The following is a 13,122-nucleotide window of genomic DNA, read 5'->3' as shown; positions in this document are numbered from 1 at the left end:
GTCCCGCGAGCAGAGAAGAGGAGGTACGTCGTGGCGAACTCACTCCTCGACTTCGTGATGTCGTTGGTGCGCGATCCGGACGCAGCAGCTCAGTACGCGGCCAACCCCGCCCAGACCATCGCCGACGCCAACCTGACCGACGTCACCCACGTGGACGTCGACAACCTGATTCCCGTCGTCGCGGAGTCGATGTCGAGTGTGGTGCCGTCGGGGGCTGTCCCCGCCAGCGCCGACACACTGCTGGATTCGGCCCACAACGTATGGGCCAGTGGTGCGGCCACCGCGGCCTTCGACGCCTTCGACGCCCACCTCCCGATTCAGGGGAGCGACGTCGTCGCAGATCACGTCCCCATGGTCGCCAACGTCATCGAACTGCCGGAGGACTCGACACCGACCATCGTCGACCACGGTTTCGACGACCTGAACGTTCCGACGGTCGACGCGCCCCTCATCGACGACCTGCGGGTCGACGACGCGGCCGGCTCACCGGACCTCGGCCAGCACGACGTCTCCGATCCCGTCGACGGTCATCTGGACCATCCGCACGACCCGGGTTTCGACATCTTCACCTGACCCGACGACACCAGCACGACCCGATTCGCGACAGCGCGGCCAGCAATGGCCGCGCTGTCGTCGTTTCCGGGTGTCGTCGGTGCAGGCCAGCGCCACGCAGCGCGGCCCCCGCGGCAATCCCCTAATCCCCTAACGGACACCCCCTGGTCGCCCCGCAACGGCCCCCGGGAGCAAGGGGTTGCTTCCCCGTTTCCGGGGTTCCAGCGGGCCCATAACGTAGTGAACAGATCGCCGGAGGCACGGCGACACGACCTACACCTCCACAACCGGAAGGCACTCCCATGACGAACCTCCTCGACTACATCCTCGACCTGTTCCGCAGCCCGGCAGTTGCCGCCAACTACATCTCCGACCCCGAGGGCGCGCTGCGCTCCGTCGGCCTGCAGAACGTCAGCGCCTCCCAGTTCGCCGCCGTCGCCGCCTCCGCGGCGCCCGCCGGTGTGCTGCTCGGTGGCGGCGACCCGGTCTACGGTCTGCAGAGCGCGGTCGCGAGCTACCACAACATCCCCACGGCGTTCTCCCCGCAGACGGCCTTCGCGCCGCAGACGGACTTCGCCAGCCACAACGCCACGCAGCTCGCCAGCAACAACGACACCTCGTTGCTCAGCCCCGACCAGCACGCGGGCTCCAACGCGCAGCAGGGCGCCTTCAACCTCGGCTTCGGCGACATCACCCTCGGCAACAAGACCTCCGCCACCGACGGCGCGGTCGTCAACACCGGCACCGCCGGCGACATCGACACCACCAGCGTCAAGGGCAACGGCAACGTCGTCGGCGAAGGCAACAGCGCCAACACCGGCTACATCGACGGCGGCAGCCACTCGCCGATCATCATCGGCGAGGGCAACGACACGAAGGTCACCGACACCTCGCAGCATTCCGGCGGCGACATCATCACCGGCAACGAGGGCACCGTCATCAAGGACAACGACATGTCCGGCGGCCACGGCGGCAGCGCCGGCGCCAGCGGTGGCTCAAGCGGTGGCGGCCTGCTCGGCATCGGAATCGGCAACGGCGGCAACGAAGCCAACGCAGGCAACGGCGGTGGCGGCGGGTCGATCATCGTCAACGACACGTCCTCGCACTCCACCAGCTCGACCGTGGGCGGCAACCAGACCACCGCCGGTGGCGACCTGGGCAGCGGCAACCACACCGACAGCTCGGTCAACACCCACGTCTCGACCGAGACCGAGACCCACTCGAACGTCGACAACACCGTCGACGACCACAGCTTCACCAGCAACGTGGCCTCGGGCAACTCGACGGACATCGCGTCGCACAACGACACCGATCTGGCGTCGCACAACGACACCCACCTCGACGCGTTCTGATCGATCACCACACTGGCGGGGACTCCACTGGGGTCCCCGCCAGTGTCACGCCTACCGTTGACCGCGGCGGAAGAGGAGCCCTCCCTTGACGAATTCCACGACGCAACCGAACGACCCCCGCAAGGTCAAGGTCATCGTCGAGTTGATCGACCACAGCACCAAGATCGCCGAGGCCTACGAGCGCGGCGACCTCGTCGAGCGACTCGCCATGGCCAAGGAGCGCATCAGCGACCCCCAGGTCAGGGTCGTCATCGCGGGCCAGCTCAAGCAGGGCAAGAGCCAACTGCTGAATTCGCTGCTCAACGTTCCCGTCGCCCGCGTCGGTGACGACGAGACCACCACGCTGGCGACGGTCGTCTCCTACGGCGAGCAGGCGTCGGCCCGCTTGATCGTCGCGCGAGGCGAGGGCGCCGAGCCGGAGGAGGTCGAGATCCCCATGGCCGACGTCCGCAACGACCTGCGCAGGGCGCCGCAGGCCGGGGGTCGCGAGGTGCTGCGGGTCGAGGTGACCGCGCCGAGCCCGCTGCTGCAGAACGGGCTGGCGTTCGTCGACACCCCGGGGGTGGGTGGGCACGGTCAGCCGCACCTGTCGGCGACGCTGGGCCTGCTGCCCGACGCCGACGCAGTCCTGATGGTGAGCGACACCAGCCAGGAATTCACCGAGCCCGAGATGACCTTCATTCGCCAGGCCGTCGAAATCTGCCCGGTCGCAACGATTCTGGCCACCAAGACCGACCTCTACCCGCACTGGCGCGAGATCGTCGCCGCCAACGTCGGGCACCTGCAACGGGCCGGCGTGACGGTCCCGGTGACCCCGGTGTCCTCGGTCCTGCGCAGCCACGCCATTCAGATGAACGACAAGGAACTCAACGAGGAGTCGAACTTCCCGGCGATCGTCAAGTTCCTCAGCGAGAAGGTCCTCGGCCGAGAGAACGACCGCATCCGCGACCAGGTGCTCGCCGAGGTTCGTTCCGCGGCCGAACATCTGACGATGACCGTCGAGACGGAGCTGTCTTCGATCAACGACCCCGAGGCCCGTGACGCACTCAACGCCGATCTCGAACGGCGCAAGCAGGAGGCCCAGGATGCGTTGCAGCACACCGCGTTGTGGCAGCAGGTGCTCAACGACGGCATCAACGACCTGACCGCGGACGTCGACCACGATCTGCGGGCCAGGTTCCGCGCGATCACCCAGCACACCGAACATCTGGTCGACGGGTGCGACCCCACCCAGCACTGGGCCGAGATCGGCGCCGAGTTGGAGAACGCCGTCGCCACCGCCGTCGGCGACAACTTCGTGTGGGCCTATCAACGGGCCGAAGCACTCGCGCAAGAGGTGGGCCGGACGTTCTCCGAGGCCGGGCTCGACGCGGTCAAGATGCCGCAGATCAACGCCCGCGACATGGGCGCCGGACTCGGTGAGATGAAGTCGCTCAGCAGGCTGGAGGCCAAGCCAATTGGCAAGGGCCACAAGGTCGTCACCGGCATGCGCGGTTCCTACGGCGGTGTGCTGATGTTCGGCATGCTCACCTCCTTCGCCGGCCTCGGGATGTTCAACCCGCTCTCGCTCGGCGCGGGCCTGGTGCTGGGGCGCAAGGCGTACAAGGAGGACATGGAGAACCGCATGCTCCGCGTGCGCAACGAGGCCAAGACCAACGTCCGCCGCTTCGTCGACGACGTGTCCTTCATCGTCAGCAAGGAATCCCGCGACCGGCTCAAGGGCGTGCAGCGCCAGCTCCGCGACCACTACCGCGACATCGCCAACCAGACCACCCGCTCACTGAACGAGTCGCTCCAGGCGTCGCTCACCGCAGCCAAGATGGAGATGGACGAGCGCGACACGAGGGTCCGCGAACTGGAGCGTCGGCTCAACATCCTGCGCCAGGTCACCGAGCACGCCGTCAACCTTTCGCCACGGCCGGAAAGCGTCGCTGGGTAACTTCTCGGCAGCGGTCACTAAGCTGGGCAACCGACATGAGCACCAGTGATCGAGTGCGCGCGATCCTTGGCGGCACCATGCAGGCCTACCGGAGCGACCCGGCCTACCGCGAGCGCCCCGACGTGCACAACGAACTGGACTGGATCGGCAGGCGACTCAACCAGCCCATCCGCGTTGCGCTCGCCGGGACGCTGAAGGCGGGTAAGTCGACGCTGGTCAACGCGCTCGTCGGCGAGGACATCGCCCCGACCGACGCGACCGAGGCCACCCGAATCGTCACGTGGTTCCGCAACGGGGCCACCCCGAAGGTCACCGCCAACCACCGCGGCGGCCGACGGTCGAACGTGCCCATCGCCCGCGACCCGGGGGATCGGGGCCTGACGTTCGACTTCGCCAGCCTCGACCCCGACGACGTCGTCGACCTCGACGTCGAATGGCCTGCCGCCGAACTGGTCGACACCACCATCATCGACACCCCCGGCACGTCGTCGCTGTCACGAGACGTCTCCGAGCGCACGCTGCGCCTGCTGGTCCCGGAGGACGGCGTCCCGCGCGTCGACGCCGTCGTCTTCCTGCTGCGCACGCTCAACGCGACGGACATCGGCCTGCTCAAGCAGATCGGCACCCTCGTCGGCGGCTCGTCGGGTGCGCTCGGCGTGATCGGCGTGGCGTCGCGGGCCGACGAGATCGGCGCCGGGCGGATCGACGCCATGCTGTCGGCCAAGGACGTCGCGACCAGGTTCACCGCGGAGATGGACAAGACGGGCATCTGCCAGGCCGTCGTCCCGGTGTCGGGGCTGCTCGCGCTGACCGCGCGGACGTTGCGGCAGAGCGAGTTCGTCGCGCTGGAGAAGCTCTCCGGGGTGGATGCCGGCGAGCTGGCCAAGTCGATGCTGTCGGTGGACCGGTTCGTCCGGGAGGACCACGAGGGAAGCCAGGCGCTGCCCGTAGACGCCGCCACCCGCGCGGCCTTGCTCGAGCGCTTCGGGATGTTCGGCATCCGGATCTCGATCGCGGTGCTGCGGGCGGGTATCTCCGACTCGGTTGCGCTCGCCGACGAGCTGCTCGAGCGCAGCGGTCTGATCGCGCTGCGCGACGTGATCGACCAGCAGTTCGCCCAGCGGTCGGATCTCCTGAAGGCGCACACCGCGCTGCTGTCCCTACGCCGGGTGGTCGAGGACAACCCGATCTACGCCACCCCGTACATCCTCGCCGACATCGAACCGTTGCTCGCCGACACCCACGCGTTCGAAGAGCTGCGGCTGCTGAGCCAATTGCGTTCGCGCCCAACGACGTTGAACGACGACGAAATGGCATCGCTGCGACGAATCATCGGCGGCTCGGGTACCGACGCCGCCAGCCGCCTCGGCCTGCAATCCGACGCGCCCTACGACGGTCCGCGGGCGGCGTTCTCCGCGGCGCAGCGGTGGCGCCGGCGTGCCGATCACCCGCTCAACGACCCGTTCACCACCAGGGCGTGCCGCGCGGCGGTCCGCAGCGCCGAGGCGATGGTGGCCGACTTCGCCGCCCAGGGCCGCTGACCACGCGCCGACTGCACGGTTGTTTACGGGGTCACTCGGGCGATGCGTACAACAAGCGTGCACTCGGCGAGGGGATCAGGGCCGGGGGTACAGCGTCCGTGTCTCGTTGAGCCGCGGCCGCTGACGCCCGTCGTCATACGTCGTCGACGCCCTGGTCCTCGGCAGGTTGGACGGATTGAACGACGTCGTGGTCGGCGTCGTCGACGTGTCGGTGCCGCTGGTCGTCGTGGCACCGGGGTCGATGTCGGTGGTGACCGGGGGACTGGTGCTGGTGATCGTCTCGGTACTGGTGGTCTCCCCCGATGGCCCAGTCGTGGACGCGGAACTGCGGTCGGAGAAGCTGGGATCCGGGTAGTACTGCGACGTCGTCCCCGGATCGTCTGAACCGCCGACGACGTAGGAGATGAGCAGCCACAGCAGCCCGATCACCGCGATGGCGCCGGCACTGGCTCCGACGACGGTCGACGTGCGCTCGTGCCACGGCGCCTCATCCTCGTCGTGGTCGGCGTCCTTCACGGGCTTGATGGTAGCCGCGGGTGATCATGGCGGGTGGCGTCAGCCCAGTTGCGGGATGACCTCGGCCGCGAAGAACTCGACGTGGTCGAGATCGGACTGGTCGAGGACCTGGAGGTACACGCGCTGCACGCCGGCCTCGGCGAACGGGTCCAGCTTGTCGGCGATCTCTCCGGGCGTGCCCACCAGCGGTGAACTGCTGCGCAGATCGTCGACGTCGCGACCAATCGCCGCGGCGCGGGCGGCGACCTCGGCGTCGTCGCGACCGGCGCACACCACGAACGCCGCCGAGTACGTCAGTGAGTTCGCCGCGCGTCCGGCCGCCTCGACCGCCGCTTCGACGCGGGCGTACTGCGTCTTGAGGGTCTCGAGGTCCACGAACGGGATGTTGAACTCGGTCGCGTACTTCGCCGTCAGCGCCGGGGTGCGCTTGGGCCCACCGCCGCCGATGATGATCGGCGGGTACGGCGACTGAATGGGCTTGGGCAGCGCGGGCGACTCCTTGATCGAGTAGTGCGTCCCGCTGTAGTCGTAGGTCTCACCCACCGGAGTGCTCCACATCCCGGTGAGGATGTCCAACTGTTCTTCGAGGCGGTCGAACCGCACGCCGAGCGGCGGAAACGGAATTGCGTACGCCTCGTGCTCGGCCTCGAACCAGCCCGCGCCGAGTCCCAGGTCCACCCGGCCGCCGCTCATCTCGTCGACCTGGGCGACGGAGATGGCCAGCACGCCAGGGTGGCGGAACGTGGCCGAGGTGACCATGGTGCCGAGCCGGATCGTCGACGTCTCGCGGGCGATGCCGCCGAGGGTCACCCACGAATCCGTCGGCCCAGGCATGCCGTCGCCCGACATCGCCAGGTAATGGTCGGACCGGAAGAAGGCCGAGTAGCCCGCCGCCTCCGCGGTCTTGGCCACGGCCAACTGGTCGGCGTAGGTGGCGCCCTGCTGCGGTTCGACGAAAACGCGGAAGTCCATGCGTTCGAGCCTAGTTGCTTAGAGCCCGCGCTCCCCGTCGCGCACCGCACTCACCGCGGCGTCGTCACCGGTAAAGGTCAGCTTGGCTTGATCCCGGCCGGAGATGAACATCAACAGTTCGCCGGGTTCGCCCGTCACCGTGACGGCGGGGCCCTTGCCGACGGTGGTCAACGTGGTGCCGTCGGGCGTCTTCAGCGTCACCCGCGCCGGTGTCTTCGACATCGTCATCCGCGACATCAGGCTGACCTGCCTCGCCAGCGACGACGTCGTCGTCGCATCGAGTGCCCTTGGCTCCCAACCGATTACGGCACGCCGGACGTCCTCGTGGTGGATGAACATCTCGGCGACGTTGACGAAGGGGTCGAGCAACTTGAACGGCGACAAGAGCGGCGGCCCCGACGCGATCTGGTCGAGCAGCACGTTCCAGTCGTTCTCGGCGGCCACCTGGTTCTGCACCCGCTCGGTGTAGCCGGCGAACTTCGGCACCATGATGCCCGGCGCGGCGTCGAGTCGACGTTCCCTGATGACCAGGTGGGCGGCCAGGTCGCGGGTGGTCCAATCTCCGCACAGCGTCGGCTGTTCCGGGCCGACGCCGCGCATGGTGGTGACGAGCGCGGCGCGCTCCTGCTGGGCGACTGTCATGACTTGTCTCCTGTGTCGAGTGCACGATCGAGGTTGATCGCCGCGCTGATGAGCGCGAAGTGGGTGAAGGCCTGCGGGAAGTTGCCGACCTGGTCGCCGGTGGCGCTGACCTGCTCGGCGTAGAGGCCCACGTGGTTGGCGTAGGTGAACATCTTCTCCAACGCCAGCTGCGCGTCGTCGAGGCGGCCCGCCCGCGTCAGCGCCTCCACGTACCAGAACGAGCACAGCGAGAAGGTGCCCTCCGCGCCGTCGAGACCGTCGGTTTCCGGCGAGTAGCGGAACACCAGCGTGTCGGTGACCAAATCCTTTTCGACCGCCTCCAGCGTCGAGAGGAACTTCGGGTCGGCAGGCGAGAGGAACTTCACCATCGGCATCAGCAGCACCCCGGCGTCGAGCTCGGTGCCGCCCTCGGTCTGGGTGAAGGCCTGCAAATCGTCGTTCCAGGACTGGGACATGATGCGGGCGTAGATCTCGTCGCGCGTCTTCGACCATGCGCCGATGTCACCGGGCAGCCCACGCTGGCGGGCGATGCGGATGGTGCGCTCCAGGGCGACCCAGCAGAACAGCCGCGAGGTCGTGTACGCGCGATGATCGCCGCGGACCTCCCACATGCTCGCGTCCTCGCGGTCCCAATTCTCGATCACCCATTCGACGACGTCGACGACGTCATCCCAAGCGTCGCTGCTAATTCCGGCGCCGTACTTGTTGAACAGGTAAATCGAGTCGATGAGCTCGCCGTAGATGTCGAGCTGCAGCTGGTCGACCGCGGCGTTGCCGATGCGCACCGGCTTGGAGTCGCGGTACCCGCGCAGATGGTCGAGCTCGGTCTCCTCGACGGGGCGGTTGCCGTCGATGTCGTAGAGCACCCGAAGCGGTCCGAGGTTGTCCGGGCCTTCGCCCTGCTCGCGTTCCTCGCCGAGCCGTTCGGAGAGCCAGCCGATGAACGCGCTGGCCTCGTCGGTGAAGCCGAGCCGGAGCAGGGCGTACAGGCTGAAGCCGGCGTCGCGGACCCAGACGTAGCGGTAGTCCCAGTTACGGCTTCCGCCAATGAGTTCCGGGATGCTGGTGGTCGGTGCGGCAATGACGGCACCGGTCGGCTCGTGCGTGAGCAGCTTGAGGGTGATGGCCGAGCGGTGCACCATCTCGCGCCAGCGGCCGACGTAGCGCGACTGGCGCAACCACGACCGCCAGTACGACGTGGTGGCGTCCAGAAGGTCGTCGGTCATGTCGACTGCGTTGCTCGACGGCACGTTGTCTCCGCTGAGCATCTCGAGCACGAACAGTGCGCTGTCGCCTTGGGATAGTTCGACTTCCGCGCTGACGCGGGTGTTGTCGTCGCTCTCCTCAATGGACAGGTCCACCGAGGCCACCAGACCGAGGCGAACGCCGTCACCGGTGATGAGTACGCCGTCGCCACTCTCTTCGGCGACGCATCGTTCGCGCCCGTAATCGGGTCGGGCGTCGACGCACATCCGCATCGTGATCGTGCCCCGCACCCCGCTGACCCTGCGGACCAGCCGCTGGCGGTGCTCGGGATCGCCCGAGCCGAGGACGGGCATGAAGTCGTGCACCTCGGCGACGCCGTCGGGGGTGAGGAACCGGGTGATCAGGACCGCGGTGTCGGGGAAGTAGAACTGCTGGGTGCGCGAGACCTCACCCGTCGGCGAGAGGCTCCAACTGCCGCCCCGCTCGGTGTCGAGGATCGCGCCGAACACGCTCGGGGAGTCGAAGCGCGGTGCGCAAAACCAGTCGACGGTGCCGTCGGTGGCAACCAGGGCGCAGGTGCGCAGGTCGCCGATCAGGCCATGGTCCGCGATGGCGGGCCAGTCGTCAGGCATCGGGCAGGTGCCACCCTTCCGGGCCTGCCAACTCGATCGCCTCGTCGGGGCCCCACGAACCGCGAGCGTACGGCAGCGTCGGCGGCGGGGTGTCGAGAACGGGCTGGCAGATCTCCCACAGCCGGTCGACCTCGTCGGCCCTGGTGAACAGCGTCTGGTCGCCGCGCATCACGTCGAGCAGCAACCGCTCGTAGGCCTCCAACGGGACGTCGTCCGGATCCTCTTTGGCGATCTCGAGGTTGAACGTCAACGGCACCAAGTCCATTCGAGGTCCCGGCCGCTTGGCCATCAGGCTGACGCCGAACTCCGGTGAGTCGCTGAGTTCGATCACCAGCTGATTGGGGCCGTACTCGCTGTCGCCGAACCGTCCCATCGGCGGGGTGCGGAACGTCAGGGTGACGGTGCGGCGGGTGGCGCCGAGGGCCTTGCCGGTGCGCAGCAGGAACGGCACGCCCTGCCAGCGTTCGGTCTCGACGAAGGCCTCCAGCGCCACGAAGGTCTCGACCTTCGAATCGTCGGCGACACCGTCCTCGTCGCGGTAGCCCTCGTACTGCCCGAACACGACACGTTCGGGGTTCAACGGCTGCATGGCTGCGAAGACCTTGGCCTTCTCGTTGCGCAGTGCGGTGGGGTCGAGGTGCACGGGAGGTTCCATGGCGATGAAGCCGAGCACCTGGCACAGGTGGGTGGAGATCATGTCGCGGAAGCAGCCGGTGGACTCGTAGAACGCGCCCCGCCCCTCGGCCGTCAACGTCTCCGGCACGTCGATTTGCACCGAGATCAGGTGGTCGCGGTTCCAGGCGGGCTCGATCAGGCCATTGGCGAATCGCAGTGCCAGGATGTTCTGCACCGCTTCCTTTCCCAGGAAGTGGTCGATGCGGAACACCTGATCCTCGCTGACGACCTCCTTCAGGGCGGCGTCGAGTTCGCGGGAGGACTCCAGGTCGGTGCCGAAGGGCTTCTCGACGACGACGCGGGCGTCGTCGGTCAGGTGCTCGCGGCCCAGCATGCCGATCATCGACTGCATCGCGGTCGGCGGCACGGAGAGATAGATCAGGGTGCGCGAGTCGTCGCCGAGGCCGTCGTGCGCCTTGCGGACGGCGGCGCCGAGATCCTTGCCGCCGTCGTCCTCACTGGCATCGGAGGTCTGAAAGGTCAAGCGGCTCAACAAATCTTCGAGCACGTCGGCGTCGACGTCCTCGACCGACTCCTGCAGGCCACTGCGGATCTTCTCGCGGAATTCGTCGTCGGAACCGGGGGAGTGCCGGCCGGACCCGATGATCGCGTAGTCCTCGGGAAGCCGTGACGCGGCAGCCAGCCGGTACAGGCCGGGAAAGAGCTTGCGCTTGGCCAAGTCTCCGGTGGCACCGAAGAGAACGAAGACGTGTGGACCCGGGCGTTCCTCGCGATGCTTCACCGGGGGGTTCTTCCCGTTGGGGCGCCCTGGCTAAACGTCTAGAAGGCGTCGACACCGCCGATGGCGACGAACATTCCGTGGCCGGTACCGTCGTTGGTGAACTTGGTGCCGTCTTCTCCTGCGACGATCGTCCACCCCTGGGCGGTGTAGGTGCGGTAGTCGATGGGGACGACGGGGATGTCGCCGAGATTGCCGAGCACCCACTTGAGCTGACCGTCGGCGGTGACTCGCACGCCGTTGGCCGGGGCTCCGTCGACCGTCGGGGAGCTGGTGAAGGGGGCCTCGCAGGCGACTTCGGTCGCGTTGATCTGGCATCGGGTCTGGCCCGACTTGGTGGTGATGAACACGTAGCCGTTCTGCGGCGGCAACGCCTCGGCCACGGGCGGGGGTGCGGCGATCGGCGTCGTGGTCGTCGGCGTGGGGGTCGGGCTCGAGCGTGACGGTGCGGACGTGGGGAACGTCGGCTCGGTCGGATTCTGGCCGCTGCCCTGCGGATTGCCGTCGACCGTGGACTGACAGCCGACGAGGAGCGTGCCCGCAGCGAGCACGCTCATGACCTTCCACCGCACGTCCATCGTCGTCCAGGCTACGCAGGTTGTGACGGAAGTGACGGTAGTGACTCGCTCAGTCGAACAGGTCGGGCTGTTCCCTGGTGATCTTGGCGAACAGCGGCTGGAAGCTGAACCACCCCGCGAAGTGGCTCCCGACCTGTCCGCGGGTCAGCGCCGCCATCTGGTCGTCGATGAGCACGGGAGTACCCGCGGCCTCCGCCATCAGCTGCGCCTGACACGACCGCTCCATGGTGATGAACCACCAGGCGGCCTCCTCGACGGAATGACCGACGGTCAGCAGCCCGTGGTTGCGCAGGATCGCCGCCTTGCCGTCGCCAAGCGCGTGCGCGATGCGCTTGCCTTCCTCGAGGTCGAGGACGACGCCCGAGTATTGGTCGAACAACGCGTGATCCTGATAGAACGCGCAGGCGTCCTGCGTGATCGGGTCGAGCAGCTTGCCGAGCGTCGACCACGTCTTGCCGTAGACCGAGTGGGAGTGCGCGGCCCCGATCACGTCCGGCCGGGCGGCGTGAACCTGCGAGTGAATCGCGAACGCCGCCTGGTTGACCGGGCGGTCCCCGTGCACGATCTCGCCGTCGTGCCGCACCAGCAGCAGATCGCTGACGCGGATGTGGCCGAAGTGCATCCCGAACGGATTGACCCAGAAGTGGTCGGTGAGTTCGGGATCGCGGGCGGTGATGTGCCCGGCCACGCCCTCGTCGAACCCGAACCGGCTGAACAGTCGGAAGGCGGCAGCCAGGTTCTGCTTGCGGTGCAGCCGCTCCTCCTCGACCGTGCGATCGGTGCGGGGAAGCAGGGCTGCGACGTTACCGCCGGCGAGCTTGGTGGCGTCTTCGACTCCGGTATCGACCATGGCTTGATCGTACGACTGCTACCCGAGCGGCAACAGGATGTTCTTCACGCTGGGATCGGTGGCCAGGAACTGTTGCACCGCCGGATCCTTGAACGTCTCGACGAGCTTGTTCACGTTGTCGGTGTCGGCCCACTTGCTGCCGATGGTGAGCTGTCCCGCGAACTCGTCCGGCGCGGGTGGCGCGAAGATCTGCTGCGTCAGCGGCACCTTCGCGGCCAGGTAGTACTCGGTGTAGCCGACGGCGGCGTCGAGGTCCGGCAGCGACCGCGACTGCGCGGCGAAGTCGAGCAGGGTGAACTTGAGATTCTTGGGATTGCCGACGATGTCCTTCTGGGTGGCCTGGAACTTGTCGACCGCCGGGTTCAGCGTGATCAGCCCCGCCCGCTCCAGCAGCCACAGCCCCTGTGCTTCGTTCGCCGGATCCGAGTAGAGGGACACGTTGGCGCCGTCGGGCAGTTGCGACGGATCGGTGTACTTGTCCGACCAGATGCCGAAGCCCCACCGGAAGACCGGCGTCGCGGCCGTCTCGCGGAAGTCCGGATTGGCCTCGAGCACCTGGCTCAGCCAGAGCTTGTGCTGATAGATCGTTCCGGCCACCTCGCCGTCGCTGACGGCTCGGTTGATGGTGTTGCTGTCGGCGAGGCCGCGGAACGCGACCTTGATGCCGTGCCGCGGCGCGACGTCCTTGGCGATGTATTCGATGAGCGACTGCTCGGCGGCGTTGCCCTCGTTGGTGGCGACGACCAGGGTCGCGCCGGCGATCTCGTTGGCGGACTTGGTTTCCCCGAAGAAGACGAACTTGACGGTGACGGCCGCGACGACGACTACGACGAGTCCGAGTGCGGGCCAGATCCACCTGGGGCGTCGGCGCAGTTCGAAGCCGTGGTCGTCGGCCTCCGGTGATGCGGTGGGAGTGGTTGTCATGGTG

The 13,122-nt window shown here is 67.6% G+C and carries 12 protein-coding genes; 4 read left to right on the top strand and 8 right to left on the bottom strand.

Going from position 1 to position 13,122, the window contains the following annotated elements; all coding sequences use genetic code 11:
- Positions 1 to 30: 30 nt before the first annotated feature.
- The 4 genes from ASD37_RS10885 (at position 31) to ASD37_RS10870 (ending at position 5,384) form a co-directional block, all read left to right on the top strand.
- The gene (locus tag ASD37_RS10885; protein WP_056550942.1) at positions 31 to 573 is read left to right on the top strand and encodes an IniB N-terminal domain-containing protein; all 543 of its coding nucleotides are present in this window, start codon (positions 31 to 33) and stop codon (positions 571 to 573) included.
- Between the two features lie 281 nt (positions 574 to 854).
- Entirely contained in the window at positions 855 to 1,904 is a 1,050-nt protein-coding gene (locus tag ASD37_RS10880; RefSeq protein WP_056550941.1) for an IniB N-terminal domain-containing protein, read from the top strand.
- An 85-nt stretch (positions 1,905 to 1,989) separates the two neighbouring features.
- Positions 1,990 to 3,843, top strand: a complete 1,854-nt coding sequence (locus ASD37_RS10875) for a dynamin family protein (protein ID WP_056550940.1) — start codon at positions 1,990 to 1,992, stop codon at positions 3,841 to 3,843.
- 35 nt (positions 3,844 to 3,878) lie between these two features.
- The gene (locus ASD37_RS10870) at positions 3,879 to 5,384 is read left to right on the top strand and encodes a dynamin-like GTPase family protein (protein ID WP_056550939.1); all 1,506 of its coding nucleotides are present in this window, start codon (positions 3,879 to 3,881) and stop codon (positions 5,382 to 5,384) included.
- 75 nt (positions 5,385 to 5,459) lie between these two features.
- Here ASD37_RS10870 and ASD37_RS10865 read toward each other — a convergent pair whose 3' ends face one another.
- From ASD37_RS10865 to ASD37_RS10830, 8 genes are read right to left on the bottom strand one after another with little or no spacing between them, the layout of a single operon-like run.
- A complete protein-coding gene (locus tag ASD37_RS10865; protein WP_082570064.1) occupies positions 5,460 to 5,900 on the bottom strand; it encodes a hypothetical protein in 441 nt (146 codons plus the stop codon).
- A gap of 39 nt (positions 5,901 to 5,939) precedes the next feature.
- The gene (locus ASD37_RS10860; protein WP_056550937.1) at positions 5,940 to 6,872 is read right to left on the bottom strand and encodes an LLM class F420-dependent oxidoreductase; all 933 of its coding nucleotides are present in this window, start codon (positions 6,870 to 6,872) and stop codon (positions 5,940 to 5,942) included.
- Positions 6,873 to 6,890: 18 nt separating this feature from the next.
- Positions 6,891 to 7,514 carry a TIGR03085 family metal-binding protein gene (locus ASD37_RS10855; protein WP_056550936.1) on the bottom strand — a complete coding sequence of 208 codons (624 nt, stop codon included), beginning with the start codon at positions 7,512 to 7,514 and terminating at the stop codon, positions 6,891 to 6,893.
- Positions 7,511 to 9,352: a glycoside hydrolase family 15 protein gene (locus ASD37_RS10850; RefSeq protein ID WP_056550935.1), complete on the bottom strand. Its 1,842-nt coding sequence runs from the start codon at positions 9,350 to 9,352 to the stop codon at positions 7,511 to 7,513. Before ASD37_RS10850 ends, ASD37_RS10855 begins: the two co-directional genes overlap by 4 nt.
- Entirely contained in the window at positions 9,345 to 10,769 is a 1,425-nt protein-coding gene (gene zwf, locus ASD37_RS10845) for a glucose-6-phosphate dehydrogenase (RefSeq protein ID WP_056550934.1), read from the bottom strand. Before zwf ends, ASD37_RS10850 begins: the two co-directional genes overlap by 8 nt.
- Before the next feature lie 38 nt (positions 10,770 to 10,807).
- Positions 10,808 to 11,344, bottom strand: coding sequence for a hypothetical protein (locus ASD37_RS10840; RefSeq protein ID WP_056550933.1), 537 nt, complete (start codon positions 11,342 to 11,344; stop codon positions 10,808 to 10,810).
- A gap of 49 nt (positions 11,345 to 11,393) precedes the next feature.
- A complete protein-coding gene (locus tag ASD37_RS10835) occupies positions 11,394 to 12,194 on the bottom strand; it encodes a class II aldolase/adducin family protein (protein WP_082570063.1) in 801 nt (266 codons plus the stop codon).
- An 18-nt stretch (positions 12,195 to 12,212) separates the two neighbouring features.
- Positions 12,213 to 13,118, bottom strand: coding sequence for a MetQ/NlpA family ABC transporter substrate-binding protein (locus ASD37_RS10830; protein WP_056550932.1), 906 nt, complete (start codon positions 13,116 to 13,118; stop codon positions 12,213 to 12,215).
- Between the last annotated feature and the right edge of the window lie 4 nt (positions 13,119 to 13,122).

Origin of the sequence: Mycobacterium sp. Root135 (assembly GCF_001426545.1) — a bacterium.
In the GTDB taxonomy this organism is placed as follows: domain Bacteria; phylum Actinomycetota; class Actinomycetes; order Mycobacteriales; family Mycobacteriaceae; genus Mycobacterium.
This window is presented reverse-complemented; position numbering and strand designations above follow the sequence as displayed.